Origin of the sequence: Emcibacter sp., assembly GCF_963675455.1 — a bacterium.
Lineage (GTDB): Bacteria > Pseudomonadota > Alphaproteobacteria > Sphingomonadales > Emcibacteraceae > Emcibacter.
In genome coordinates this window covers 3,329,857-3,356,324 of sequence record NZ_OY776217.1, presented here as the reverse complement: position 1 = coordinate 3,356,324, position 26,468 = coordinate 3,329,857, and the positions used below count along the sequence as shown (strand labels likewise).

Here is a 26,468-nt window from a genome sequence, read left to right as displayed (position 1 = left end):
TTCAAAATCCTGCCGGTTGGGGTAATCCCGGGTCTGTCACAGCCATCACCTTGAACAGATCCCCCATTTGTTCGGGTGATACCAGTCGTTTCAGGGCTGACATGATATCGATCTTTTGGGCCTCTGTCGCCTTTATAAGGAGTGACTGGGCCCGTTGTTCAATCCCGATGGCCGTCAGGAATTCACCCTGGGTGACTGGTCCCTGGACGTTGCCGCCGGCCGCTTCCGCGCATTCCTTCAGGCGCTGGAAATTCACATGGGCGGTCAGGTCGGCATCCCCCGGACTGTCGAACACATTGATAAACTCGTGGTTCTGCAGGGCCTGAAACGTATCGCCGGTGCCGTGCCGGTCATGTCCGTAATCAATGAACAAAGCCGCGCCGCCATGGTCTTTGAGATGTTCAGCAAGGTCGCGGACGATATTTTCTGCCGGACTGCAGACTTCGGCGATCGAGCCGTTTTCAGCCCTGATCAATGCCTCTGGAACAAGGTCCGGTGTCATGACCGGTTCCGGACTGAGGACAAACTGCAGGCTGGTTTTCTTGTTATCAAGTCCCACCAGCCGTTCGTGCCAGCCTTTGTCGGTTTTTTGAAACTGGCGGATTGGCAGGGCGTCAAAGAATTCATTGGCAACAAGAAGCAGCGGGCCATCGCGGGCGTCATCCAGAACATCACCCAGGCGGTCATGCCATTGGGGTTCAATGAAGGGGCTTATTTTTTCGGCCTGAATTTTCCTTAACGCCGGGGACATTTCCACCAGATGCAGGGTCAGGCTGTCCATCAGTCCGGGGATGATTTTCATGGCCCGCAGCATATCTGCCATCAACGTTCCCCGGCCGGGGCCCACCTCGACCAGATGCACCTTGGCGGGTGACCCCATATTCAGCCAGTTCTGGGCCATCCACAGGCCGATGACTTCCCCGAACATCTGGCTGATTTCCGGGGCAGTGGTAAAGTCTCCCTGTGACCCGAAAGGGTCCTGTTTCATGTAGTATCCGTGTTCCGGGTTACCCAGGGCCTCTGCCATGTAAAGGGAAAGGGGGATGGGCCCCTGCAGGTCGATCAGTTTGATCAGATGCTGTTTTAAGTCATTCATCAGAGAGTTCCTGAAACCTACAGGAGGGGTTTCTTCCGCGGGCGAAAAATCAGATAGAGGCCAACCAGAACCATGGGCACAGACAGCAATTGTCCCATTGTCAGAAAATCGGTGCCCCATATGAAATTCAGGTGCGCATCCGGCTGGCGGAAATTTTCCACGATGGTTCTGCTGGCAGAATAACCGATCAGGAAACATCCGGCGATAAGTCCGGGTTTCTGCCGTGCGTTGGTGAAATAATACAGGAACGACAGCAACAGGAACAGGACGATGCCTTCCAGTGTTGCTTCGTAAAGCTGACTCGGATGGCGGGGCAGGGGGCCGCCGTTCGGGAACACCATGCCGATCGGGCTATTGGTCACCCGGCCGTATAGTTCGCCGTTGATAAAGTTGGCGATCCGGCCCAGGAACAGGCCGATGGGCGCCACGCAGGCAACAATATCTGCAAATCTTAGGAAGGGAACCTTTGTAGAGTGACAGAAATACCAGGTGCCCAGCGCCACACCCAGAAAGCCGCCATGAAATGACATGCCACCATCCCACAGGGCAAGGATTTTTGCCGGATTGGACAGGTAAAAGGGCAGATTATAAAACAGCACATATCCAAGCCGCCCCCCGACGATGGTGCCGACCATGGCCCAGAAGGCAAAATCGGCCACATGCTGTTTGTTGCAGGGCGCGCCCTTGGCCTTGATCAGCTTCAGCATATAGGCCCATCCGAGAATCCAGCCCGCGAGATAGGCAAGGCTGTACCAGCGAATCGCTATGGGACCGAATTCAACCAGAATGGGGTCGATATCGGGGTAGGTCAGGGCGGTGGACAAGAGAATTTCGATCATGAAAATGTGCCGGACGTCGCTGTTTTACAGTCATTTGCAGGCTATCATGACGGCCTTTGACGGGAAGTCAAGCGACAGCTATTGGATTCTTCTTGGCAAGACAGCGGGGATTGTCCATATTGAGGTCAATGAATATGAACAGACAGGAAACCGATCCGGTGCAGACCGACAACAAATTTTTTGATGATCTGGCAAGGCTTGGACAGAGTGCTGCAGGAACCCTGCACGGCATGAAACAGGAAGTGGAAAATCTGGTCAAGCAGCGACTTGAAACTGTCCTGATGGACATGGATCTTGTGACCCGCGAGGAGTTCGAGGTGGTGCGTGAACTGGCCACTGAAGCCCGCAGCCAGAATGAAGAGCTTGCCCGGAAAGTCGCGGCGCTCGAAGAAAAAATCGCAAAATCAGAGAAAAAGAAATGACGTCCCTTGTTTTGGATGGCCTGGATGAAACCGGCGGAAATCCGCTGGATATCCTTGAGATGCTTATCAATCAGAATGAATGGCCCTATGAACGCGCCGGTGATGAGGAAATCACTGTGGCGGTCACAGGCGAATGGTGTGATTTTCACATCCGTTTTTTCTGGCTGATGGAAGAAAATATGCTGCAGTCTGCCGGCATGCTGGACATGCGGGTGCCGGACAATAAACGTGCGAGCGTGCTGGAAGTCATGAACCTGATCAATGAACGGCTTGTGCTAGGCCATTTCAGCATCTGGACCGAAGACAACACGGTGATGTTCCGCAATACGCAGATCCTGTCTGACAGCCTGCAGGACACCCTGCACGCCTGCGAACAGATAACCCAGGTCATTCTTGGTGAATGTAACCGTTATTATCCGGTGTTCCAGTTTGTTCTCTGGGCCGGAAAAAGCCCGAAGGAGGCTCTGGAAGCGGCGCTTCTGGAAACCGTCGGACGGGCCTGACCCGCTACTGGAGTGTCATCTATGACCGGTCTATCGCATATCACGTCGCAGAAACCGCTTGTTCTTGTCGGATGCGGAAAAATGGGTGGCGCGATGCTGAAGGGCTGGCTAAAGCAGGGCCTTCCCGCTGACGCGGTCTGGGTGATTGACCCCCATGTCGAACCCGCCCGGAACATGGTGCCGGAACTTGATCCCTGTGCATTTCTTGAAACTGCGGCAGATCTCCCCGAAGCCATAGCGCCGTCCTTTGTTGTGCTGGCGGTCAAGCCCCAGATGATGGAGGACGCTGTCAGCCAGTTATCGGCTGTTGATCTGTCCAAATCCCTGGTTCTGTCTATCGCGGCCGGCAAAACCCTGACATGGTTTGAGGCCAGGCTGGGGGCTGACAAGGCCGTCGTCCGGGCCATGCCCAATACACCGGCGGCGATCGGCATGGGAATTACAGTGGGCTGTGCCAATCCTCATGTCTCTGCGGGCCAGAAGAAAACCTGCCAGCAACTCCTGTCTTCTGTCGGTGATGTGGACTGGGTGAAAAAGGAAGGCCTTATTGATGCTGTTACCGCATTGTCCGGCAGCGGCCCGGCCTATGTGTTTCACTTGGTTGAGACGATGGCCTCGGCCGGGGAGAAGATCGGTCTGGAGCCCGAGCTGGCCATGAAGCTGGCCATGCGAACCGTCATTGGCGCCGGCGCCCTGCTGGACCAGTCCGGGGAAACCGCCAGCCAACTCAGGATAAATGTGACCAGCCCTAATGGCACGACCCAGGCCGCGCTTGACGTGCTGATGGGAGATAATGGTCTGAATGCCCTGATGACAAAGGCCATTCGCGCCGCCTTTGAACGTTCCCGCGAACTTGCCGACTAGTGTGCCTTTGCCGGTGGCGTCAGGGCGAGGCCGGATCCCATCAGAAACAGGAAAAACGGAACCGGATGATAGAGAGTCCCGTCAATCATGGCATTGGCGGCGATGGTCAGCATCATACCCAGTCCAGCTATAGCGGCTGGGTTGTGGCGCATGCGTTCGGTTGCATGCCTGTAAGCATTCCAAAGGATGCCTGTTATGATGCCAATGAAACCGCTGCCACCGATGATCCCCCAGGCGAGCAGGGCCTGGACGACGACATTATGAGGTTGGACGAAGGTTTTATTTGCGGATTCTATAATATAGATGGTTTGACCAGCGCCTGCTCCAACCCATGGTGACGAACACCATTTTTCAAGCGCTTCAAGCCAGATGGAAACTCTATTGGAACTCAGCTTATTGAAATCCTGATATTCACTTATAGAGGTGGCAAAGCGGATCAGGCCGTAATTTCCGTCCGGGATCGGCAGGGCAAGCGAGATTAAGGCGCCGCTGATCATGGTGAGAAGGAAAATCACCAAAAGCTGCCTTGTCAGGCTATGTTTTCTCATTACAAACAGACAGATTCCTGTAGCAATGAGTGAGGAAAGAATGGAGCCACGGGCACCGGTCCAGCACAAAAGGAGCCAGAGCAGGGTCAGCGCAACTAAGAAAAATATTCGCCACCGGCCTGATAGACCATCTTTCAGCGAGAATGGCAGCATGATGGTCGCGCTCAGCATGACGGCCAGAATATAATCAAGATGTCTTAAATTGCTGAATCCCGGTAGGGAAAGAGTCCAGTTGAAATGAGGTGACTGTGACATGATCGCGGTGGTGATTAGGAATAATAAAAGCATCAGATATAGCGACAACAGCAGGCTACTGTATACCGCGGAAATTTCCTGTCTTTCCTTTAGCAGGTAACTGATGAGGGTGACTGCAAAAAAGAAATGGAACAGGTACTGGGCGAGCTTGTGGAGGGCTTCCGTATAATCCGCTGCTGAACTTAACGAGAGGCAGGAAGCAAGCAGCCATAATCCGAAACACAGCCAGACGGGCAAGGGTATTATCCAGAAGTCATACCCTCGACTCCGGCGGAAGAGAATATAGCCAGAAATAAAAATAATCTCCGCCACCGTGGCGTGGGCAAATTCCTTGGGGCCGGGTGGCAGAAGTGTATTGGGATGCAAAAAAAGCACGGCCAGCGGAAGCAATATCAGTAACCCGCAAAGCAGTTTTCCCAAGGGGGACAGGCGAGAGAAGTTTTTGATCAAATTTTCCATGTGGAAAAGTATCTGCATTTTTGTCCGGGGGTCAAGCGGAAGCTGAGCTACTTATTTGGAAATAAAGGCTTATTCACATGCTCCAGAACTTCTGCCCGGTTTTCCTCATTCAATAATTCGGTCAGGACCGCCCAGAATCCTTCCACCGCGTCGGGTCCCGCAGTCCGGCAGGCCTTGAGCAGATGTTCTTTCTGATGCTCTGCTATTTCGGCCAGCAGTTGTTCACCCTTTTGCGTCAGATAGAGAAGGCGCTGGCGCCGGTCGGTGGGGCCGATTTCCTGACGCACATATCCTTCTTCTACCAGCATGCCGAGAACCCGGGACAGGGACTGTTTGGTGATATTCAAAAGTTTCAGCAGGTCGGCCACCATCAGACCTGGATTGCGGTTGACGAAATGCAGGATGCGGTGATGGGCCCGGCCCATGCCATATTGCTGCAACACATCATCCGGCCAGGAAATGAAATCCCGATAGGCGAAGTAGAGCAGTTCCATGCCTTTGAGGAAAATATCATCCTCATCCATGTCGGCCGGGGACATTTTATCTGATTTTTTTTCCATATTAAATACGTCAGTCATGTTGACATATTCTAAGTATAATGTTACTCATATCAAGCATTTTGTGAAATAATCATTCGCGAAGCGCCGGTTTATCGTCCGGAGGACGGCGGCAGACCGGTTAACTTGTTGAAGAATAAATTCTTTTGAGGTGACATATGTCTGTATTGCCGTTCGACGATCGCGATGGTCTCATCTGGTACAATGGAGAGCTGATTCCCTGGCGCGATGCCAAATTCCATGTTCTGACTCACGGGCTGCATTATGCCAGTAGCGTTTTTGAAGGCCAGCGGGCCTATGGCGGCAAGGTTTTCAAATCCCGGGAACATAGTGAACGGCTGATTAACTCCGGCCGGATTCTGGGCTTTGAAATTCCCTATACGGCCGAGCAGATTGATGCGGCGATCAAGGAAACGGTGACAGCCAACAACCTGACCGATGCCTATATCCGTCCGGTAGCCTGGCGCGGTGCCGAGACGATGGGTGTAGCTACCAAGGGTTCGAAGGTTCATCTGGCCATTGCGGTCTGGGTCTGGCCGTCCTATTTTGGTCCGGAAGCCCGCCTGAAGGGCCTGCGGCTGCATCTGGCCCATTGGCGCCGTCCGGCTCCGCACACCGCCCCGGTCCGGGCCAAGGCAGCGGGTCTTTACATGATTGCTTCCATGAACAAGGATGCCGCCAGTGCCGAGGGCTTTGATGACGCCCTGATGATGGATTACAAGGGCCGTGTGGCAGAAGCCACCGGCGCCAATATTTTCTTCTATAAAGAAGGCAAGCTGCATACCCCGACGGTGGAATGTGTACTTGACGGTATCACTCGCCAGACGGCCATTGAGTTGGCCGGGAAACGGGGTATCGAAGTTGTTGTGCGGGATATCTGGCCCGAGGAAATGGCTACCTTCGAGCAGGCCTTCCTGACCGGTACTGCCGCGGAAATCACTCCGCTCAGCGAGATCGGCCCGTACAAATTTACGGTTGGCGATGTCTGCAAAACGCTGATGGAAGATTATGATAACCTGGTCAACAATCGCCTCTGAGCGGGACAGGGAATCAAATGATCAAAGGCGGCCTTGAGGGCCGCCTTTTTTGTTCTTTATTCGCCCTTTCCATACCAGAACAGCCCGCTCTCTAATGAAGCAGACTGGCGTGGGGATAGTCCGGCTGACGCTGCTGGAAGGACAGGATGCCGGATTTTTGAATCTCGCCCTTGTCTATATTTACAGCCCGGCGAATTGTCTCACTCTGTTGCCAGTTGCCCCGTCCCTCGACCACGGTCGGCAGATGGACGATCAGCGCAGCGGAGATGGACCTCGAGGCGCTTTCCCAGAGATAACTCGGGGTATGATCAACCGCGTAATAATCAACTGTGTCGACCTTGAACATCGGCTCCTTGAAGGTAGTAGGTTTGGCAAAATAGAAACCCATGCCTTCGTCACAGCTCACATCGATGATCAGGCTGCCCGGTTTCAGGCATGATTTTTCGTCCCGGGTGACATAGTCGGTGGGCTGGTCTGGGTCCTGCAGGGTACCGTTGACGATGATATCCGTTTCGCGGATCAGGTCCGAAAGTGGCCGCTCACTGCCGTCATGTTCGACGACAATCATACGGGCTTCGCCATCACGGCCGTCCCGCACACGGACATAATGACAATCAAGAACCTCTTCGCGGACCTCGTGGTCGGGGCGCTGGATACAGATGGTGATATCCCGGAAGCCATGTGCCTTGAGGGCATAGATAGCGCCGCGGCTGACGGCGCCGAAACTGAAAATAATAGTTTTACGCTGGTTGCCATAATGCCCGTCGATGCCTTTCAAACGCAGGGCATGAATGACGGCGCAGTAGCCCGCCATTTCATTGTTCTTGTAGAAAGTATGACGGCCGATCTGTCCGCCCGGGCCCCAGACAAACATATCCTCAAAGGCAATAAGGGTGAGCCTGCGGTCGATGGCGGCCTGGGTGATGGCCCGTTGTTGGGCGCAATGGGGATAACCCCAGAGCAGCCCGCCTTCGCGAAGATCCTGCAGATCCTCCAGTACCGGCTTGCAGGCAATCACGTTGCCCAGGTCGGCCAGAAGTTTCTGGCGCGGGGCAACGCCCCCGGTCAGGGCGGAGATTTCAGAGTCCGGGATGCCGAAGGGTGCGCCATATCCTTCTTCAAAAATTAATTGGCGTCGACAGTCTTCGGAGAGGCGAGGTAAATGAGCCGGATGGATAGGCACGCGCTGTTCGTCTTCCTTTTTGGAAGTCCCGATGACCCCCAGGGTCAGTTTGGTCATGATATTTCCTTTTTGGAGGAGCACGCAGGGGTGGGGGGGAGGGATGCAGGCGCACTCGACAGTCTCTAACATGGCCCTTCCGGGGGGCTTATACAAGCTTAGCCTTGCAGAATAGTCCGGGGCGTGATAATCCCGGGCGGGGTTTACCCCTTGCATCTGTATCGTCGGCGAGATCTGCCAGAACCTGGTGCAGGATTACGACGACCTGGTCCACGGCCGTATCTGAGCAAAATCCGGGGTTTAGGAATTCAAAAAGGCCGGAAGAGAACCCTGTCCGGCCTCTCACCATAATCTCCGGTAAAAGATTATTTCTTCTCTTTTTTCGCTTTCTTATAGGCCTTCAGCTGCTTGGCTTCTTCTTTGGTGATTTTGGCGATGCCGCGGATGAACAGATGCTCGTCTCTGAGTATCAACCCGCTGCGGCCGTAGGGGCAGAGATTTTCACCGCTCTTGCTGTAAATGCCGAGCTGTTCCTCAAACATCAGGTTATAGGTGGTTGGTGCAATCTCCAGCAGGTAGGGATTGTTGCGGCTCGGCGCATAAAGGATCAGATGATTGCGATCGAGCGCTGTCCAGCTGTCGATGGTGCGGATGAAAATACAGTCATTTTCCTTGCTCAGCCGTGTGGTCATTTCCTTGTATTGTTCTTCGGTCAGGGGCGGCAGTTCAGCTTCTTGTTCGGTAACTTTTTTGCCGCCATATTCGGCCTGTGCGGCGGGGATGGCCAGCAGGGACAGGGCGGCAAATATCAGGAAAAGTTTTTTCATCTTTTATCTCCAGGTGGCTGTATCGATCTTCACAGTATAGCAATATTAGCTGAACATAGCTTGAACGGGCGGCGGCAGCATTGATCCTTGTCATATGCCGCCGCCGATAATTTTTTATTTCAGGCCCAAAACATCCTCCCCCTGGAGGAAAAAGACATCCACCGGGATGTCCGCCTTTGACAGGCGGGCGAGGTCGGCGGCCAGGTCATCGGGCACAATGCCTTTGTCGGCCAGGAGCCTCTTCGCGCCCTCATAATTGCCGTCCCCCTGCAGGGTCAGGATCAACTCGCTGAGGCCGGCAACGGCCTGTTCAAAGGCGTCGAAATTGATCCGGTAGTGGCCGGCCTCATCCCGGCTGAAGGCCCCGGCATCCTTGAAATAGTTAAAACGGACCATATTGGCCCGCCCATGCGCGCTGCTGGCGCCAAAACGGACGGAGCGGAAAATACCGGCCATGAAGGTGGTGTAATAATCCATCAGTTCACCGTCTTCCAGCTCACCCTTTTCATGCAGTTTGCTGACCATATAGAGGCCGAGGATGTCGGCCTTGCCTTCTTCCAGCGCGCTGGCGGTTTCCTTGAGCGCGGCCCGTACGGTGCCGGACCCGTCCAGGGTATTCTTGATGCCGAGCCCGTGCGCCACCTCATGGAACATGGTGTTGGCGAAAAAGGCATTGAAGGTTACATGGCGGCGCTGGTCCGGGGCGATCAACACATCGGCCAGTGGCAGCATGATCTTGTCGAACTTGGCCTTCATGGCGTTTTTCAGCTGCAATCGGCGGGTGCCCTTGGCCAGCTGCACCTGTTCGTCATTGGGCAGGTTGATGGCGATGGTTTTGGATCCTGCGTTGGAGTGGCCCGCATAATAGATCACCTCATAGGCATTAAGGTCGGAATCCGTGCCCGGGGTTTCCGCCTTATATTCGTCGGGTACCGGCAGGCCCAGCTGCAGTTCCGGCAGGAAGGCGGTATATTTGCTCAGGCGTTTGCTCCAGGCCATATCCTTGATCAGGACGTAAGCCTCATAGGCGGCGCGGTAACCGTAAAGCTGGTCTTCATAGGTCTCGATCGGGCCGATGACCAGTTCGACGGGGTTCGACTTCATGTCCATCCAGGCCATGTCGCTTGCCTGGAAGTCATCGACGACCAGCGCATCGGCCCTCATGTTCAGGTAATTGGCGAACTCGGCATTCTGCGCCAGCTTGCTTGCCGCCCGCAGCTGCTCCGCGACTTTCTTCAGGGCGGTGGTGAATTCTTCGTGATAGGGAACCACTTTGAGGTTGCCGTACTCGTCCCGGCGGATGAAGCTATAGAGCCCTGACTTGTCCGGACTGTCCCAGGCTTCAAATTCCTCTTTTGTCATATCCTCAGGATAGAAGCGGGCGCCGAGCGGTTTTTCCCCGACGCCGGTGAGGAACGGTTTGTCGCCGTCGAGCCGGTCCCAGGGGCCGTAGTTCAGCCGGATAAATTTCTTGATATTATCGTCAAGGTTGCCGTCGAGCAGGACTTCTTTGTCACCATAGGCCTGCCTCCAGAACAGTTCGTCCATGGTCCGGGAGGCGTCGATCAGAAGTTTCAGCATCTCTTTCTGGTTATCACTCAGATGTGATAAATCAACCTTCAGAGCATAGGGGGCATAAATATTGGCCCGATTTTCGGCGTCCTCGGACACCCAGGTCTGTTTAACGGTTTCGGATTCGGGGGCCTGCTTGTCCTGTCCGCAGGAAGTCAGGGCAAGGACGGTGAAGGCGGAAGCCAGAAGGAATTTATATTTGGAAGTCATGATATCCCCGTTTGTCGGTTATTTGTTGGGCGCAGTTTTACAGATAAGCGGACAGAGATAAAGCCATAAAAAAACCACTTCCGTGATACTCAGCAGAAAATTTCTGACAAAGCGGAAGTGGCTTCCTGTTCCAGTGTGGCGCAGGGATAATATGTCTAATACAGTAGCAAGAAGCGTACCATTTATAGAAAAATACACAAAAACAATGAAGTAAGGGGTTTTGGTCAAACGGGTATTGGGAAAACTGTAAAGAATACTGACAGAATCCCGGTGATGTGTCCGGATTTTTTACAGGTGATCAGCCTTTCCAGCGATCGCGGGCGTTGTCGTCTTCTTTTTTTGCCTCGACCCATTGTTCACCATCACTGGTCTGTTCCTTCTTCCAGAAGGGGGCCTCGGTCTTGAGCCAGTCCATAAGAAATTCAGCCGCCTCGAAGGCTGCCTTGCGGTGCAGGGAGGCCGTCAGTACCAGAACAATCTGCTCGCCGGGGTGGAGTTCTCCATAGCGGTGAATGACGGTGAGACCCTGCAGAGGCCAGCGTTTTTCCGCCTCTTCCGCGAGGGCAGCAAGCTGTTTTTCCGCCATACCGGGAAAATGTTCCAGGGTCATGCTTTTCAGGGTGCCTTCGGGGAAATCCCGGACCAGACCGGTAAAGCTGACCAGGGCGCCGATGTCCGTCCGGTCGCCGCGCAGGGCTAGGCTTTCCTGTTCAATGGAGAAATCTTCTGCCTGGACGGAAATTTTCACGGCTCAGCCTCCGGTCATGGGGGGGAAGATGGCTACCTCGTCCCGGTCGGATACCGGGTGATCTATGTCCACATAGACTTCATTCACTGCAATACGGATACGGCTTTCGTCTTCCAGCGCACGATCATAATTCTTGCCGAGTCTACGCAGATGGTCAAGCAAATCCCCGACTGTGGTGATATTGGCGGGCAGGACAATCTCTTCTTCCGATGTGCCAATCTGTTCCCGAACTCTGGCGAAATAGACGAGCCGCATGGTTCAGTCCATATGCTTCATGCCGGCTCTGAGATAGTCATAGCCGGTATAGAGGGTGAGGAGGGCCGCGGCCCACAGGCAGGCGTCACCGATCTGGATGGAAGGAATGGCTTCCGGAGAGGCCTCACCCACCAGCAGGAAGCCGAGGGCGAAAATCTGGATGGTGGTTTTCCATTTGGCAAGCTTGGTGACCGGCACACTGACTTTCAGTTCGGCCAGGAATTCGCGCAGGCCCGAGACCAGGAATTCCCGGCACAGGATGACCACGGCGGCGAGTACGGACAGGCCGGAAATACGTTCAACCGCCACCATCATCATCAGGGCGGCCGCAATCAGCAGCTTGTCGGCGATCGGGTCCATAAATGCGCCCAGTCTGGAAAATTGACCAAGCTTGCGAGCCAGGTAGCCGTCAAAGAAATCGGTAATGCCGGCCAGGGAGAAAATCGCGAAACCGATCCAGTTGCCGGCATGGCCCTCAATATAAAAGGAGCCCACCAGAAGCGGGATCATCAGGATGCGGGACATGGTCAGTATGTTGGGCAGATTAAACATCGGGACTCTTGCTTTTCATTTTCTGTACAGCTTTATAAGCCAAGCGCAGTCACCTGCCAATAGACTCTTGTGAAAAGTTAACAATCAGTCGTTGTCGTGGAAATAATCGTAAATCGACTGGGCCAGGGTACGGTTGATGCCTTCCACTTTGCCAAGGTCTTCCAGCGCGGCGCCGGCGACGGCCCTGGCGGAGCCGAAATGCAGCAGCAGAGCTTTTTTCCGGCGGGGTCCCACACCCGGCAATCCGTCAAGAATCGACTTGTGCATTTTCTTGCCCCGTTGCTGGCGGTGGCTGCCGATGGCGAAGCGATGGGCCTCATCCCGGAGCCGTTGCAGGAAATAGAGCACAGGATCATTGGGAGGAAGTTTAAACGGTTCCCGCCCCGGCAGGTAAAAATCTTCCCGCCCGGCATTGCGATCGGGACCTTTGGCAATGGAGACAATGGCGATATCCTCGAGTCCCAGGTCGGCGAGGATCTCCATCACCGCACTGAGCTGCCCCTTGCCGCCGTCAATAACCAGAAGGTCCGGCCAGCCGGCATCATCCCGATCCGGATTTTCCCTGAGCTGGCGGCTGAAGCGGCGGGTCATGACTTCCCGCATCATGCCGAAATCGTCTCCGGGCGTCAGCTTGTCCGACTTGATGTTGAACTTGCGGTAGGCGTTTTTCTCAAAGCCTTCGGGGCCGGCGACGATCATGGCGCCCAGCGCATTGGTGCCGGATATATGGCTGTTGTCATAGACTTCGATACGGTTCGGCGGGCCTTCGAGGTCAAACAACCGGGCCACGCCCTCCAGAAGTTTCTGCTGGCTGGCGCTTTCCGTCAGGCGGCGTCCCAGCGCTTCCCGGGCATTTTTCTCCACCAGCGCTACCATGTTGGACTTCTCGCCCCGCTGGGGAAAGGTGATTTTCACCGTATGGCCGGCTTTCAGGGTCAGTGCGTCCTGAAGAAGTTTCTTTTGCAGCATATGGGCATTGACCAGGACCAGTTTCGGCGGCTGTTTGTTGTCGTAAAACTGGGACATAAAGGCCGGCAGTACCTCGTCCAGTGTCTGGTTCTTGTCATGGCGCGGGAAGTAGGCCTTGTTGCCCCAGTTCTGGCCTGACCGGTAGAAAAAGACCTGGATACAGGTTTGCCCGCCTTCCTGGAAAGCAGCGATGATGTCGGCTTCCTCCAGATGGCCCTGGTTGATGTCCTGACGTGACTGGACGGCGGCCAGTGCGCGCAGCCGGTCGCGATAGATGGCGGCCTGCTCGAATTCCATTTTCTCGCTGGCCTCGGTCATCTTCCCGGTCAGCAGTTTTTTGATTTCCTGGCTTTTGCCGCTGAGGAAATCATGGGCCGACTGGACCAGGGCGTTATATTCTTCCTGAGATACCTTGTCGACGCACGGGGCGGCACAGCGCTTGATTTGATAGAGCAGGCAGGGCCGGGTACGATGGCTGAACACATTGTCGGAACAGGTCCGCAGCAGGAAGGCCTTCTGCAGGATATGCAGGCTGTGGTTGACGGCGCTGGTGGACGCGAAAGGACCGAAATAGATGCTGCCGTCCTTTTTGGCGCCGCGGTGTTTCATCACCCGGGGCGAGGGATGGGAGGTGTCAATCTTGATATAGGGAAAGCTTTTGTCATCCCTGAGCAACACATTATAGGGTGGCTTGAAGCGTTTGATCAGGCTGGCTTCCAGCAATAGCGCCTCGACTTCGGTGTTGGTGGTGACAAACTCCATGCTGCGGGTCATGCCGACCATGCGGGCGATGCGGTATCCGACTCCCCGGATATTTGTATAGTTGGCAACCCTGTTTTTCAGGCTTTTGGCCTTGCCCACATACAGAACATTGTCTTTTTCATCCAGCATGCGATAGACCCCGGGTTTGCCCGGCAGGGTCTTCAGGTAGGATTTAATAACCTTGATGCCTTCGTTCATGATGCTGCTTTTTAGGTCTTCTCTGTGCTGGTGCGACATGATGGCCCAGGTAGATGATTTTCTCAAGTCTGTCGCGGTTTAAAATTCTTATGCCCGGTCTGCTGAATTTCGTTAATAAATGGTAAAAGTCCTTGTGAATCAAGCAGTAACAAAACACCTTCAGAGTCGGGAAGGAAACTATCCACGTATCCTGTGGATAACTCCGTGTATAACTTTTAGACATAGTGATCAATACGGCAGGAACGTTGATGTTTTATCGCATTGCCTAAAAAATAGGCATTAACGTTAACGTGTTGATATTAAATTGAAAAAGTAAAGTCAAGCAGGTTTTATCTTTGTTTTCTCTAATGAATACTACAGATTTGTTACGATGAATAATCGCTGATCTTTTGCTGTGCACAACTTAAAGGTATTTGACGGATTATATACTGATTATTCAAGCCCTTAACAGTCTTTGTCGCTACTTTGGGAAAAGTCAGCGCCTGCGTTCGATTTCCACGCCAACGCTGGCGGTGTTAGCGAAGGCTTCAAGCTTCTCAACCCGGACCCGAACCGTACTTACACGAGCGTCCTGCAGGTTCATCTGGGCGATATTTTCTGCCAGGGTTTCAACAAGATGGACGTGACCGGACCGGACCATGGTTTCGATTTTATTGACGATGGCCTCATAGCACAGGACGTTGTTGATATTATCCTGCAGGGGGTCTGCAGTTTCCTCAACGGCCAGGTTCACGCTGATCCTGATTTTCTGTGCATTTTCTTTTTCATGATCGTAAATGCCGATATGGCTGTCGATGATCAGGTCATTGACGAATACATGACGCAGGGATCTGCTGGCGCTGGCAAATTTAAGCGGGGTCAGGTTGCTTTTCTGCATATCACTCAAGTCCGGAAACTAATCGTTTGTGTTGGTAACAAAAAGCAATCTTTAATAGCATTTTTCCCAAAGCGCAAATTTCTTTTCAACTTTCTTGCTTTCAAAGACCTACATGCTGGCCCAGATAGACAAGGTAGCCGATATATCCCAGGGTTAACAGGACCCCGACGGAGCGGGAGAGCTTTCTGTCCCGGATGGCAAAAGGAAGCAGTGCCAGCGACGCCGCCAGCATGACCCAGAGGTCGACTGTGAGAAAGTCCTGTGGTACCGGAACCGGCGTTGTGATTGCAGTGGCTCCCATGATCGCGAAGAGATTAAAGATATTGCTGCCGATCACATTACCAAACGCGACATCACCATGATTATGTTTGGCGGCCATGATCACGGTCATCAGTTCCGGCAGGGAGGTGCCGATGGCGACAATGGTCAGGCCGATGACTGCTTTGGGAATGCCGAAATCAACGGCGATGACGACAGCTCCTTCAACAAGGATATGAGCCCCGTAGATCAAACCGACCAGTCCGCCGAGCAGGTAAACGATGGATTTCCACAAGGCGAGAGGCTTTTCAGGAACACCTTCCACGTCTTCAAGTGCTTCGCGGGCAAGTTTGCGGGTTTTTCTGGTTTCCCGGTAAGAATGGAAAAGGTAGCCGAACAGAAGGATGAGCAGCAGGCTGCCCTGCCACCATCCAATGGGCGCTGTGAAACACAGCAGGATGAAGATCACACTGCTTATCAGCATGATAAAATAATTGTTGCGGACCTCTATGTTGAAGCAGGAGAAGGGGAAAATAATTGCCGGCAATCCCATCACCAGTAAAATATTGGCTGTATTGCTTCCCACCACATTTCCGAGTGCAAGGGTCGGCGCGCCGGCGAGGGCGGCGTCCAGTCCGACCACAAGCTCCGGAGCCGAGGTGCCGAAGGCGACCACTGTCAGGCCAATAACCACCTTGCTTATGCCAAGCCTGTAGGCCATGGAAACTGCACCGCCAACCAGCATATCACCGGCAATAACCAGAAGGACCAGACCGCCAATAACCTGAATATATTCCATAACTTATCACACCGATTAGAATTCTGTCCGGCCTGTTATATAGGCCTTCCGGGCTGATGCCTAGAGGGGGAGGTGTAAAAATCAGGAAATTTTCAGGGCTGCGGCTGCTGGCCGGTAATCACAGATTGATATAGCTCGTATTGCCATTGGGCCACGCTCGACCAGTCAAGGGACACCATGGCGTCAGAGATGGCATCTCGGTCCCAGGACCGGTTGAAAAAGTCGGTTAAAGCAGCTTCAAGGGCGTCCGGTGTGCGCTCGGACAGCAGAATGCCGTTTGTTTCGTTCACCACCTCTGGAATGCCGCCGACATTTGTGGCGATGACCGGCGTGCCGCAGGCCAGACTTTCAAGAACCACATTCGGCATGCCTTCCATACTGGACATCAGCAGGGTTGCATCTGCATAGGCGTAATAGCGGGCAAGGTCCCTTTGCGGCACATGCCCGAGGAAAATGACCCGGTCATATATGGCCAGTTCCCGGGCCAGCTGCTTCAGGTTCTTTTCCTCCGGGCCCTGGCCGATGATAATCAGTTTCTTGTCGGGCAGTGTCGCCAGCCCCCTGAGGGCGATATCATGGCCCTTGAGCGGCACCAGATTTCCCACCGACAGCAGGTAGTCCTTGTGAGACACCGCTTTGTGCCGGCGATGAAAGACCGATTCGTCAACACCGTTGGGCAGGACGAACAGCTTTCCTTCCGGAACGCCATGTTTCATGAGGGATTGTTTCAGGGCCTGGCTGACGCAGATGACCGCAGAGGCACAGCCGATGGCCTCCAGTGTTTTTTGTCGCGCCTTATCCTGGTTCATCCAGTAATTCACGTCACTGCCTCTTGCCGTAAGGACCAGGGGTTTGCTGAATTTCCGGGCTACAAGCGCGGCGGCAATACCGTCCGGGTAGAGATACTGACCGTCAATGAGGTCAAACTCCTCCCCATGGTCAAATGTCTTTTCAATGACCTTTATGGCAGCCGTTGCCATGGCTTTTGCGGGATCAATCAGGTTGCTGCCGGGCAGGGTCAGGTAACGCGGGTGAAAGACATCGATACCGTTCTGGTTTTCCTTTTGGGGAACTTTGGCAGAAAGGTGAAACCGGCTTCCGGGTATCCAGGACAGCACCGGGGTCCAGGCGACCGGGGCAATGACCTTGCGTGCGAAATCCATGATCCTGTCCAGATAATCAAAGCGCGTTTTGACAAAAATACCGTGCCGGGGCTGCAGACCGTTCGGATAAAGTGATGTAATCGTCAGAATCTTCATACCCGATTTTCCCCGGCCTGATGTCCCTGGCTAGCTGCATTGGTTGGAGAAACAGATTAGCAGCGAGCGAGGAACTGGTCAAACATCATCAGGGTCCAGAGAGGGGCACTGAAGTCACGGACGCCGGACTGATGCTGGTCGACAAGCTGCTGCAGGTAATCCGCATCAAAATAGCCGCTGTCCTTCATGCGTTCGCTGAGCACAGAGGAGCGAATCTTGTCTTTCAGTTCTTCCCGGAACCAGCGGCCCAGGGGAACGGCAAAACCCATCTTCTTGCGATAGAGGATGTCATTGGACAGGCGGCCTTCCAGGGATTTCTTGAAGATATATTTGCCCTCGCTGCCCTTCAGTTTCATGTCGGAGGGCAGGGTGGCGATCCATTCCACCAACTGATGGTCCAGAAGCGGCACACGGACCTCAAGTGAATGGGCCATGGAAGCCCGGTCCACCTTGGTCAGGATATCGCCCACCAGATAGGTCTTCATATCGAGATACTGGATCAGCGACAGCGGATCGTCTGTATTGGCGTCATTGGCGTGACGCTCGAAAACCTGCAGTGCTTCATAGTCCTGCAGGTCGTTTTTGAAACCGTCGCTGAACAGTTTCTGTTTCATGTCTTTCTTGAAAATGGAGACACCATAGAAATAGGCTTCTACCGAATTGCGGGCCAGGCCCTGGAATGTGGTTTTGGCGCGCAGGAAACGGGGCGCCCAGTCTGCCTTGGGGTACAGCGCGCCAAGCGCGCCGAACAAGGGACGGCGCAGACCATAGGGCAGAAGCTGGCGCGGCTTTTCCTCCAGCATATGCAGCCAGTAGCGGCGGTACCCGGCCAGATTTTCGTCACCACCGTCGCCGGACAGGGCCACCGTCACCCGTTCCCGGGCAAGCTGGCAGACCCGGTAAGTGGGCAGCGCCGAACTGTCGGCATAGGGTTCGTCATAAATGTCCATCAGCTGGTCAACCAGCGACCAGTCATCGGGATCAACTTCCCGGGTCCAGTGGTTGGTTTTATACTGCTTTGCCACTTCGTTGGCATAATCGATCTCGTTATATTTTGGATCGGAAAAGGCGATGGAGCAGGTATTGACCGGCTTGTCGTCAATGGTGGCCATGTCGGCGACAACGGCGCTGGAATCCACGCCCCCGGACAGAAAGGCGCCCAGCGGCACATCGGCAACCATGCGGATTTTGACCGCTTCCCGGATGCGGGCCGACAATTCTTCCTTCGCGTCATCAAAATCACCGCGATAGCTCGGATCAAACTGGACATTCCAGTATTGTGTGATCTTTTTGCTGCCGGTGGACATGTCTACGGTCAGGGTGTGTCCCGGTTCCAGGCGGTAGATATTCTCGTAAATTGTGTGGGGTTCGGCCACATAACCGAGGGAGAAATAATCCTCGACACTTTGCGGGCGGATTTTCTTGTTGAGGCCCGGGTAGACGGTCAGTCCCTTGTGTTCCGAGCCGAAAATAAGGGTATTTTCATCCACATTGGCGTAGAACAACGGTTTGATGCCGAGCCGGTCGCGGGCCAGGAAAACCTTGTTGTTGCGTTTGTCGTGAATGGCATAGGCGAACATGCCGCGAATGCGTTTAACGCTTTCCTCGCCCCAGGCGTGATAGGCATTCATGATCACTTCCGTATCGCAATGGGTGCGGAAGTTATATCCCATGCCTTCCAGTTCCTTGCGGATTTCGGGGAAGTTATAGATTTCGCCATTATAGACGATGCAGACCTGATTGTCCTCGGTATACATGGGTTGCTGGCCGCTGCTCAGGTCGATGATAGACAGGCGGCGGTGGCCGAGGGCGACACCGTTATCAATGAACTGGCCTTCCTCATCGGGGCCGCGATGATAGATAGCGTCCATCATACTTTTTAAAAGGGCCTGGTCCGGGCGTGTGTCCGGTCGGGTGACGATGCCTACAATGCCGCACATATTTCTTTTCTTCCCCTTGCTGGAGACGGACTTTACCTCACGTATGCCCGCTGATTATGATCATAATATGATAAACATGCCGTGCAATTTTTAAAATGTGGTTAAGTCGGTGTTTTTTCTGGAATAATACATGTTACCGGCTGTTCCGCAATGTGAATGTCCGCCGGCAGCCGTCCGGCCGGGTCTCCGTCCATCTGCAGAGGATACGGGGTTTTCGATCTGATTTTTAGGCTCCGGGTTTCCAGTGTCGTCACATCCCGCCTCAGCCACAGCCGACGCCTAAGGAGCGACCAGCCATAGGACAGCAGCGCCCGCAGGCCTTTCTTCTGCAGCATGACCACCTGGAAAGCGGGTTCGAACAGATCCGCATGGGGCACCAGTACCAGGCTGCCGCCATAGAGCTTGCCGCGGCTGACGATCACGGACGAGGTCTCATAGTCACGGCCGTCTATGGTGACGGTGCAGTCCAGATCGGGATAGCTGAACATATATTGCAGGAAGCGCACCCCGTAAGCGGCCCCGCCGATCATTTTCTTGAGCCCCAGGTTGACCCGGTGCACCACATGGCTGTCCAGTCCGCAGCTCACCATAAGCAGGAAATAACGACCGTTGCAACAGCCGGGCACGATCTTGCGTTTTTTGCCCGCAAGGATATTGTGGCTGATGGCGTCGGCGGATGTTCCGAGGCCGATTTCCCGGGCGAACACATTGACTGTGCCCAGCGGCAGGAAGGCGAGGGGAGCAGAACTGCCATAGAGGCCGTTCAGCACTTCGTTGAGGGTGCCGTCACCACCGGCGGCGACAATCACGTCCGGACTGTCCAATACGGCGGTGCGGGCGAGGTCGGTGGCATGGCCGGCATGTTCTGTTTTCAGGAGGGTCAGGTCGCATCCGGCCCGGTGGAGATTATTCAGCACCCGGTTGAATTTTTTCCGGTTGCGGCGGCCCGAAACGGGGTTGTGGATGACCGTGATGCGGCGGCGTGAGTCGGGCTGGTCTGGAACGGACACGGACATATATTTCCCTCAAGAGACGCAACCTGAATAGTTTACTAAGGCTGCAGAATCATTACCACAATAAATTCAGGCAATTTTGGGGTTGATCTCTTTGATCAAAAATATATTAATATTTATATAACTATTAATATATAGGGGTTGAAATGAACGAAGAAGTTTTTCTTGATCTTGGCATCGGCACCCGGCTGAAGCGGATGTATGAGCGCCTGGCGACTGATGCGGAGCGCACTTATGCTGAAAGCGGTCTGGAATTCCGGGTGCGTTATTTTCCGGTCATTTATCCTCTGTCCCTTGATGATGGTCAGACCATCGCCGATCTGGCCCAGAAGTCGGGCCTGACCCATTCGGCGGTGAGCCAGATTGTCAAACAGCTTGTTTCCCTTGATCTGGTGAGGATGAAAACCGGTATGGACGCGCGCAGCCGCATTATCCTTTTGAGCACTGCGGGGAAGGAACTGGTCAGCCGGTTAAGACCGATCTGGGATGATCTGGAACGGGCTGTGGGTATTATGCGTTCCGAATGCGAAGCGGATATCCTGCAGGCTCTGGAAGAAATGGAGCAGGCGCTGGACCGCAAGTCCCTTTATCAGCGAATAGAGGAAATGGGTTCCCGCAAGAAGACCCGGCCGGTGGAAATCGTGCCCTTCCATGTGGACTATGCCGACGCCTGGTATGACATAAATCGGGAATGGCTGGAGACCTGGTTCGAAATGGAGGACGAGGACCTCAGGAACCTCAGGGACCCGGAGGGCCAGGTGCTGGCCAAAGGCGGTGAAATCTATATTGCCCTGCTGGATGGGAAGCCGGTTGGGGTGGTGGCGCTGAAACATCATGGTGACGGAGAATTCGAGGTCAGCAAGATGGGGGTTACGGAACAGGCCCGGGGGCATGGCATCGGCGAACGGCTGCTGGCCCATGCGATCGACCGTTATAAAGCCCGGGGCGGCCGTCACCTGTTTCTGGAAACCAACAGGATATTGACCGCGGCCATCAGCCTCTATGAGAAATACAGGTTCCGCGAAGCTCCGCTCCGGGACGGCAGCCCCTATGCCCGGGCCGACCATCATATGATTTATTCCGGTTGATGTCCGGGGGACAACACCGCTACAGTGGGCCGGTATCTGAAAAAAAACGGGATAAAATAAAATGAAAACGATCGGCCTGATCGGCGGCCTGAGCTGGGAAAGCACGGCGACCTATTACAAACTGATGAACCGGATCGCCGGGGATTGCCTCGGCGGCATTCATTCCGCCCGCCTGCTGATGTGGTCCTTTGACTTTGCCGAGGTCGCGGAGCTGCAGGCGGCAGGCGACTGGGACAGGCTGCATGACCTGATGATCCAGGCCGGGCGCACCCTGCAGGACGGCGGCGCCGACGCCCTGATCATCTGCACCAACACCATGCATAAATGTGTCGACCTGATGGAGGAGGCGCTCTATGTGCCGATCCTGCACATCTGTGACGTGACCGCAAAGGCGATCTGGCAACAGGAAAGCAGGGCGCCGATCCTGCTCGGCACCCGTTACACCATGGAGCAGGCATTTTACCGGGACCGCCTGGCCCGCAACGGCGTCGCCGTGGTTGTGCCGGAGAAGGACGACCGGGATGAAATACACCGGATTATTTATGACGAACTCTGCAAGGGCAAAATTCTGCCGGAGTCGAAACAGGCCTATCTGGAAATCATCAACAGGCTGGCCGGCAAAGGGGCCGACGGGGTGATCCTGGGTTGTACGGAAATCGGCCTGCTGATCGGCCAGGAGGATCTGGAACTGCCGGTGTTCGACACCACCATCCTGCATACCACAGCCGCCATGGACTGGGCCCTGGAGGACTGAGGCCCTACATCACACCTTTTTCCGCGAGCCGTTGCTGCATGGTCTGGGCCAGGGTCATCAGGCCGTTGCCGGGCCGGACCATGACTTCGAAATTGATAATCTTGCCGTCATCGTCCCAGCGGATCAGGTCGATGCCCTTGAGCGATATTTTGCCGATGCTGGCGGAAAATTCCAGCGCCATCTCGTTGCCGTCGATCCATTCCCGGTGATATTTGAAATTCTCGAACACATCGACCACGGTGCCGAGAATGGCCAGCGCCGTGTCCCGGCCCTGATAGGGCGTCCAGACGAAAGGGGAATTGAACTCGACATTTTCATGCAGCAGCTTTGTGAGCATCTCCAGGTCCTTGTCGAAAACCGCCTTGTGCCAATTCTCAAGTCTTGTATCCGTGCTCATGATATATCTCCCGGCGATAAAGGATGAGGATACCAGTCCCGGGCCCCGGCGACAAGCAACAGACATGAATAGGGGTGTACTAGCCGGTGTATGACTCAGGGGTGAATCAGGGTCATAAAACAGCAGAATCACCCGATTCCACGGCAAATAACACACCTCCCATACACCTGAACCGCCCGTTATTATCACCTTAAGTTATTGAAATAAAAGGAAATGAAAAAATATTTTCAAAAAATATTGACCTTTTCCGTTTAGGTGTTATACATAACTACAACAGCAACGCGATATAACACTATATCAGCACCGAGATTTAAAACGGAATTTGAAACAGATTTACTAAGGAGAAATACAATGACTATGATTTTTACTGACAGCATCGACCGCAACAGCTTTCTGGGTCTTGTCACCAACGGTATCAGGATCGCCAACCCGAAACGGTTCCGGAATGTGAACGCCGCCTCCATGATGGCAAATTTCGCAATCCTGTCCGCCCTGATCGTCGGCACCCTTGCCGTTGGTACGGTGACCCAGAATAAAATTGAAACCGCCCGTTATGCAGAAACTGTTCAGCAGCAGAATGTTTAATGAGCGCCACCGGAATGCGGGGCCGGGCAGCCTGATCCGCAGGGAGTTCCTCCCCTGTAACTGCCCGCCTGAATAAGGCATGGACGATTGGTCAAAAATAAAATATGATAATCGTTCTTAAAAACCCTGCCGGACTTGTCCGGTCCCGACATCTGGAACATATACGGTGATAGCCCGAACCAAACGCTGGATCTATAATCTGCTTGGCGCAGTGTTCTTTATCACCGGATTTATCGGCATCTTCCTGCCGGTCCTGCCCACCACCGTCTTTATGATCCTCGCCCTCTGGGCCTTTTCCAACGGCTCGGAACAGTTTCACCAGTGGCTCTATCATCACCCGACCTTCGGCCCGCCGCTTCAGGCGTGGGAGGAAAGGGGCGTGATCCCGCTCAAGGGCAAGATCATGGCCGTGCTGGTCATGAGCCTCAGCGCCCTTTACCTGGTCTTCCTGACTGCCGCGCCCGTCTATGCGGTGATTGCCGCCATCATCTGCATGATCTGTGTGGCCGTCTTTGTGGTCACCCGGCCCTCTTCCTGAAGACCCGGACGTAAATTATTTTCTCACTCCCGGCATCGGTTAAACTTTGATTTACTAATCGCTAATATAGTGACCGAAGTACCGCGTAAACCAACACAGGTGTCAGGCCCATGTCGCTTCGGGATCCCAAGTTCGAGGACAAAAAAGTATTGCTTGTTGATGATGATGTCTATCTCGGCAAAATCATCAAATCTGTCCTCGACATTCTTGACGTGGGGTCGGTCACTTGGGTCAAATCGGTCCGGGAGGGGATCAAGCTGTATAGCCAGAAACCCTTTGACTGTGTCTTTGTCGACTGCCTGAAGGAGGACCGCGAGGGCCTTCAGCTGCTGCAGGCCGTTCGCCGGGGCACGGATGCGGAAAAAATCCGCGTTCCCGTCATTCTCTGTACCGCCTTTACCGAAAAACAGACCGTCTTTCAGGCCCGGGACTTCGGCGTGACCGAAATCCTCGCCAAGCCGGTGTCGCCGGAACAGATTCTGGAAAAGCTCGCCAGCGCCCTGTTCAGGGAGCGGGAGTTTGTCCAGGGCGCCGGTTATATCGGGCCGGACCGCCGCCGCCGTCGCGGTGACTGGGACGGCAAGGAAGACCGCCGTCAGTCAAGCCGCCTGACCCAGACCAATATCGACCAGTTCATGGGTGATCATCCCAAATTTAACAAAGTTGAGGCGGCATCAGATGCAGGGGAGGCCGCCAATGGGCGCTAGCAAATACTCACCGGCCCTGAAGGCCAGACTGGCCAAGGCCAACCGCATGATCGCGGCGGAGGGCGAAAATTACACCCATATGATGCAGGCGGATCTGGTCGAGCTCGCCATGGCCCTGTCCGATGAAGACTATGACAGGGCCCGCAGCATCGTTTATGACATCGAAAGCCGGGCCGGGACCTTTGACTGGCCGCTGGTCACCCGGGCCGCCGCCCTGATGCGCGAACTTCTGGATGAAGGCCGCGGCACGAGCCCGGCCATGAGCGTCATCCGCGACAGTATCGCCCTGATGATGCGCAACAAGATGAAGGGCATGCCGGCCGAGGGCATGGTCCTGCTCGAGACCCTGAAAGCCGCCGTCGGGCGCGAACTGGGGTCTTAAAAAGCGGGAGTAGAAGAATTCCTGCGCCAGATGTCGTTCCCGTCCGGATCCAACGCCCGGGCGCACCCCTCAGCCCCGGGCCTTGCCCGGGCGGGAATGGCTTTTTTCTCTCTGAGCTTTCTCCGTCACTCCCCGTCATTCCCGTACTCTCCGCCGTCATTCCTGCGCCCCTTATCGTCATTCCTGCGAAAGCAGGAATCCATAGCTCGGCTTGGAGCATCTCTCCGTCGTACAAATGGCCCCCGGCTTTTGCCGGGGTGACGAGTAGATGCGCGTACATACCTGTTCTGTCATTCCCGCGCCCCTTATCGTCATTCCTGCGAAAGCAGGAATCCATAGCTCGGCCTGACACATCTCTCAGGCGTATACATGGACCCCGGCTTTCGCCGGGGTGACTGTAGCGTCGCGCGACATTTGGGACAATTTTGCAGATAAATGGAACAGTAAGTGCACCCTTTTTATAGGGTTTAAATGCAACCTGATGTCTATTTAAACACGGTTTTTACACTTGTGTTCCCAAGATATTAAAATCATAGTGCCCCTTTGCCAGAGTTTAACCTACAAGTAAGGGGGAATAGAATGTCTTTTTTTAGATCCATGATCATCCTAACCGTGTTTGCCCTGACGGGCTGTTCCGAGCCAGAGTCGATTGAAGAGATAAGCTCCAAAATATTGAAGGTGGAGCAGGCAGGCGGTGCACTGTACATAACAGTTAAAACCCGAGGTTACGATGGTGGAGCCAGCGATTTAAATTCCATTTCATACATCGTATTTAATGTCCTTGAGTGGGTGATGGAAAACCGACCGGAACAACAGGAGTATGTGGACTTCTCCATAATTGCAGGTACCGTGGACCCATATGGAAACGAGAGTGATATGAAGGTTTTGAGCTTGAGCTACCCAGTCACTGAATTGCAAAAGGTCAACTGGGAGAACTTCAGCGCATTAAGTATCTATAACCTTGCGGAGCCATACAGCCACCATCGCATCGGCCGGGAAATGGTTGCTAATTATTGCTCGGATGAAACCTATCAGAATTTCGCCAGGGCCTTCTGTGTCAGGTTTCTCCTCCAATAAACTTCACAATGTCAAAGAACAGATCAGGGGCGGCCGGGACCGCCCCTTTTTTATACGTTCGAGATGATCAGCTCGCTGGCGCGGGTATCCTTCGAATTTTTCCCCGCGATGCTGTAATGCAGATCGACCTCAATGAAGTTGAACTCTGAGAACAGCTCCCGGATTTTGATCCGGTCATTGATACTCATAACGAACTTGCCCTTGATACACTTCAGCAGCCGCGCCATATATTCAAAGCTGTCCCTGGCAAACATGTCCTTGCCGTAGTCGTCCTCGCAATCGAAGTAGGGCGGATCCAGATAAAACAGGACGTCTTCCCGGTCATATTTCTTTATGAAATCCGCCCAGTCCAGGCACTCAATCACCACGCCGGAAAGCCGCTCATGAACGTCCTGTAGCATAGGTTCCAACGTTGTGATGTTGAACCGTCCTGGACGGCCTGGCGACATGCCGAAATTCTGTCCGGTGACCTTGCCACCAAAAGAGGTCTTTTGCAGGTATAGGAATCTGGCGGCCCGCTCCAGGTCGGTGAGGGTGTCGGCATCCTGGGCCACCAGCCGCTGGAACTCATCCCGGCTGGTGATCTGGTAACGCAACATCTCAATGAACGGCGTGTAGTGCTTGTTCAGGATCCGGAACAGATTGCTCACATCCCGGCTATAGTCGTTGATCACTTCCGCCTTGGGGACGCGGGTGCGTCGGAAGAAAATACCGCCCATACCGACAAATGGCTCTGCATAGGTCGTATGGTCGATTTCCGCCATCATGGTCACCAGACGCTTGGCGAGTTTATTCTTGCCGCCCAGCCAGGGGGCGACGGGCTTTACAGGGGCGACTTCTTTATACATAGACTCCATTATCAATCTCAGTTACAAACCCCCCATCGATCAGACTGGTCGATAAGTGGGGGGCGGGTTATCCCGTGCAGTGTTCGCGCACTG

At 54.2% G+C, this 26,468-nt stretch carries 29 protein-coding genes; 11 read left to right on the top strand and 18 right to left on the bottom strand.

Annotated elements, in window-relative coordinates:
- Nucleotide 1: 1 nt before the first annotated feature.
- Nucleotides 2–1,096, bottom strand: coding sequence for a class I SAM-dependent methyltransferase (locus ACORNT_RS15700; protein ID WP_321392953.1), 1,095 nt, complete (start codon nucleotides 1,094–1,096; stop codon nucleotides 2–4).
- A 17-nt stretch (nucleotides 1,097–1,113) separates the two neighbouring features.
- Nucleotides 1,114–1,935 carry a prolipoprotein diacylglyceryl transferase gene (gene lgt, locus ACORNT_RS15695; RefSeq protein ID WP_321392950.1) on the bottom strand — a complete coding sequence of 274 codons (822 nt, stop codon included), beginning with the start codon at nucleotides 1,933–1,935 and terminating at the stop codon, nucleotides 1,114–1,116.
- Between the two features lie 134 nt (nucleotides 1,936–2,069).
- On the opposite strand from lgt, the gene ACORNT_RS15690 reads away from it, so the two are divergent.
- Genes ACORNT_RS15690 through proC form a run of 3 tightly spaced genes read left to right on the top strand, consistent with a single transcriptional unit; the run spans nucleotide 2,070 to nucleotide 3,724 of the window.
- Nucleotides 2,070–2,357 (top strand): accessory factor UbiK family protein, encoded by a 288-nt coding sequence (locus ACORNT_RS15690; protein ID WP_321392948.1) that lies wholly within the window; start codon nucleotides 2,070–2,072, stop codon nucleotides 2,355–2,357.
- Nucleotides 2,354–2,860 carry a YbjN domain-containing protein gene (locus tag ACORNT_RS15685; RefSeq protein WP_321392945.1) on the top strand — a complete coding sequence of 169 codons (507 nt, stop codon included), beginning with the start codon at nucleotides 2,354–2,356 and terminating at the stop codon, nucleotides 2,858–2,860. Before ACORNT_RS15690 ends, ACORNT_RS15685 begins: the two co-directional genes overlap by 4 nt.
- A 21-nt stretch (nucleotides 2,861–2,881) precedes the next feature.
- The gene (gene proC, locus ACORNT_RS15680) at nucleotides 2,882–3,724 is read left to right on the top strand and encodes a pyrroline-5-carboxylate reductase (protein WP_321392941.1); all 843 of its coding nucleotides are present in this window, start codon (nucleotides 2,882–2,884) and stop codon (nucleotides 3,722–3,724) included.
- Here proC and ACORNT_RS15675 read toward each other — a convergent pair.
- Together ACORNT_RS15675 and ACORNT_RS15670 are read right to left on the bottom strand one after the other, a co-directional pair.
- Nucleotides 3,721–5,004: an O-antigen ligase family protein gene (locus tag ACORNT_RS15675; RefSeq protein ID WP_321392938.1), complete on the bottom strand. Its 1,284-nt coding sequence runs from the start codon at nucleotides 5,002–5,004 to the stop codon at nucleotides 3,721–3,723. The genes proC and ACORNT_RS15675 overlap by 4 nt on opposite strands.
- 29 nt (nucleotides 5,005–5,033) lie before the next feature.
- The gene (locus ACORNT_RS15670) at nucleotides 5,034–5,564 is read right to left on the bottom strand and encodes a MarR family transcriptional regulator (RefSeq protein WP_321392934.1); all 531 of its coding nucleotides are present in this window, start codon (nucleotides 5,562–5,564) and stop codon (nucleotides 5,034–5,036) included.
- Between the two features lie 137 nt (nucleotides 5,565–5,701).
- Here ACORNT_RS15670 and ACORNT_RS15665 point away from each other — a divergent pair, with 137 nt between their 5' ends.
- Nucleotides 5,702–6,580 carry a branched-chain amino acid aminotransferase gene (locus tag ACORNT_RS15665; protein WP_321392932.1) on the top strand — a complete coding sequence of 293 codons (879 nt, stop codon included), beginning with the start codon at nucleotides 5,702–5,704 and terminating at the stop codon, nucleotides 6,578–6,580.
- A gap of 91 nt (nucleotides 6,581–6,671) precedes the next feature.
- Here ACORNT_RS15665 and ACORNT_RS15660 read toward each other — a convergent pair whose 3' ends face one another.
- The 12 genes from ACORNT_RS15660 to ACORNT_RS15605 form a co-directional block, all read right to left on the bottom strand.
- Nucleotides 6,672–7,820, bottom strand: coding sequence for a N(5)-(carboxyethyl)ornithine synthase (locus ACORNT_RS15660; protein WP_321392929.1), 1,149 nt, complete (start codon nucleotides 7,818–7,820; stop codon nucleotides 6,672–6,674).
- Nucleotides 7,821–8,125: 305 nt separating this feature from the next.
- Nucleotides 8,126–8,587 carry a DUF6491 family protein gene (locus ACORNT_RS15655; RefSeq protein WP_321392927.1) on the bottom strand — a complete coding sequence of 154 codons (462 nt, stop codon included), beginning with the start codon at nucleotides 8,585–8,587 and terminating at the stop codon, nucleotides 8,126–8,128.
- Nucleotides 8,588–8,701: 114 nt separating this feature from the next.
- On the bottom strand, nucleotides 8,702–10,369 hold the full coding sequence (locus tag ACORNT_RS15650; protein ID WP_321392924.1) for a dipeptidyl-peptidase 3 family protein: 1,668 nt from the start codon (nucleotides 10,367–10,369) through the stop codon (nucleotides 8,702–8,704).
- Between the two features lie 298 nt (nucleotides 10,370–10,667).
- Nucleotides 10,668–11,117, bottom strand: coding sequence for a molybdenum cofactor biosynthesis protein MoaE (locus ACORNT_RS15645; RefSeq protein WP_321392920.1), 450 nt, complete (start codon nucleotides 11,115–11,117; stop codon nucleotides 10,668–10,670).
- A 3-nt stretch (nucleotides 11,118–11,120) separates the two neighbouring features.
- Nucleotides 11,121–11,372 carry a molybdopterin converting factor subunit 1 gene (gene moaD, locus ACORNT_RS15640; protein ID WP_321392917.1) on the bottom strand — a complete coding sequence of 84 codons (252 nt, stop codon included), beginning with the start codon at nucleotides 11,370–11,372 and terminating at the stop codon, nucleotides 11,121–11,123.
- 3 nt (nucleotides 11,373–11,375) lie between these two features.
- Complete coding sequence (pgsA, locus tag ACORNT_RS15635; protein ID WP_321392914.1) at nucleotides 11,376–11,924, bottom strand: CDP-diacylglycerol--glycerol-3-phosphate 3-phosphatidyltransferase; 549 nt, start codon at nucleotides 11,922–11,924, stop codon at nucleotides 11,376–11,378.
- Between the two features lie 84 nt (nucleotides 11,925–12,008).
- Complete coding sequence (gene uvrC / locus ACORNT_RS15630) at nucleotides 12,009–13,919, bottom strand: excinuclease ABC subunit UvrC (RefSeq protein WP_321392911.1); 1,911 nt, start codon at nucleotides 13,917–13,919, stop codon at nucleotides 12,009–12,011.
- Between the two features lie 409 nt (nucleotides 13,920–14,328).
- Complete coding sequence (gene folB / locus ACORNT_RS15625) at nucleotides 14,329–14,730, bottom strand: dihydroneopterin aldolase (RefSeq protein WP_321392908.1); 402 nt, start codon at nucleotides 14,728–14,730, stop codon at nucleotides 14,329–14,331.
- A 100-nt stretch (nucleotides 14,731–14,830) separates the two neighbouring features.
- Nucleotides 14,831–15,787: a calcium/sodium antiporter gene (locus ACORNT_RS15620; protein ID WP_321392906.1), complete on the bottom strand. Its 957-nt coding sequence runs from the start codon at nucleotides 15,785–15,787 to the stop codon at nucleotides 14,831–14,833.
- Nucleotides 15,788–15,879: 92 nt separating this feature from the next.
- Nucleotides 15,880–17,046: a glycosyltransferase gene (locus ACORNT_RS15615; protein WP_321392903.1), complete on the bottom strand. Its 1,167-nt coding sequence runs from the start codon at nucleotides 17,044–17,046 to the stop codon at nucleotides 15,880–15,882.
- 56 nt (nucleotides 17,047–17,102) lie between these two features.
- Nucleotides 17,103–18,986, bottom strand: a complete 1,884-nt coding sequence (locus tag ACORNT_RS15610) for an XrtA/PEP-CTERM system amidotransferase (RefSeq protein WP_321392899.1) — start codon at nucleotides 18,984–18,986, stop codon at nucleotides 17,103–17,105.
- A 101-nt stretch (nucleotides 18,987–19,087) separates the two neighbouring features.
- Nucleotides 19,088–19,996, bottom strand: coding sequence for a diacylglycerol kinase family protein (locus ACORNT_RS15605; RefSeq protein WP_321392897.1), 909 nt, complete (start codon nucleotides 19,994–19,996; stop codon nucleotides 19,088–19,090).
- Nucleotides 19,997–20,145: 149 nt separating this feature from the next.
- Between ACORNT_RS15605 and ACORNT_RS15600 the strand changes: the two genes are divergently transcribed.
- The gene (locus ACORNT_RS15600; RefSeq protein ID WP_321392894.1) at nucleotides 20,146–21,087 is read left to right on the top strand and encodes a helix-turn-helix domain-containing GNAT family N-acetyltransferase; all 942 of its coding nucleotides are present in this window, start codon (nucleotides 20,146–20,148) and stop codon (nucleotides 21,085–21,087) included.
- A 61-nt stretch (nucleotides 21,088–21,148) separates the two neighbouring features.
- A complete protein-coding gene (locus ACORNT_RS15595; RefSeq protein WP_321392892.1) occupies nucleotides 21,149–21,841 on the top strand; it encodes an aspartate/glutamate racemase family protein in 693 nt (230 codons plus the stop codon).
- A 4-nt stretch (nucleotides 21,842–21,845) separates the two neighbouring features.
- Here the strand turns inward: ACORNT_RS15595 and ACORNT_RS15590 are convergent, their stop codons facing one another.
- A complete protein-coding gene (locus ACORNT_RS15590) occupies nucleotides 21,846–22,238 on the bottom strand; it encodes a nuclear transport factor 2 family protein (protein WP_321392889.1) in 393 nt (130 codons plus the stop codon).
- 351 nt (nucleotides 22,239–22,589) lie between these two features.
- Between ACORNT_RS15590 and ACORNT_RS15585 the strand changes: the two genes are divergently transcribed.
- The 5 genes from ACORNT_RS15585 (at nucleotide 22,590) to ACORNT_RS15565 (ending at nucleotide 25,527) form a co-directional block, all read left to right on the top strand.
- The gene (locus tag ACORNT_RS15585; protein ID WP_321392887.1) at nucleotides 22,590–22,823 is read left to right on the top strand and encodes a hypothetical protein; all 234 of its coding nucleotides are present in this window, start codon (nucleotides 22,590–22,592) and stop codon (nucleotides 22,821–22,823) included.
- Between the two features lie 166 nt (nucleotides 22,824–22,989).
- A complete protein-coding gene (locus ACORNT_RS15580) occupies nucleotides 22,990–23,361 on the top strand; it encodes a YbaN family protein (protein ID WP_321392883.1) in 372 nt (123 codons plus the stop codon).
- Nucleotides 23,362–23,471: 110 nt separating this feature from the next.
- The gene (locus ACORNT_RS15575; protein WP_321392880.1) at nucleotides 23,472–24,068 is read left to right on the top strand and encodes a response regulator; all 597 of its coding nucleotides are present in this window, start codon (nucleotides 23,472–23,474) and stop codon (nucleotides 24,066–24,068) included.
- Nucleotides 24,058–24,450 (top strand): hypothetical protein, encoded by a 393-nt coding sequence (locus tag ACORNT_RS15570; RefSeq protein ID WP_321392879.1) that lies wholly within the window; start codon nucleotides 24,058–24,060, stop codon nucleotides 24,448–24,450. Before ACORNT_RS15575 ends, ACORNT_RS15570 begins: the two co-directional genes overlap by 11 nt.
- 579 nt (nucleotides 24,451–25,029) lie before the next feature.
- Nucleotides 25,030–25,527 carry a hypothetical protein gene (locus ACORNT_RS15565; RefSeq protein ID WP_321392875.1) on the top strand — a complete coding sequence of 166 codons (498 nt, stop codon included), beginning with the start codon at nucleotides 25,030–25,032 and terminating at the stop codon, nucleotides 25,525–25,527.
- Between the two features lie 50 nt (nucleotides 25,528–25,577).
- Here the strand turns inward: ACORNT_RS15565 and ACORNT_RS15560 are convergent, their stop codons facing one another.
- Complete coding sequence (locus tag ACORNT_RS15560; RefSeq protein WP_321392873.1) at nucleotides 25,578–26,375, bottom strand: DNA adenine methylase; 798 nt, start codon at nucleotides 26,373–26,375, stop codon at nucleotides 25,578–25,580.
- Nucleotides 26,376–26,468: the final 93 nt, after the last annotated feature.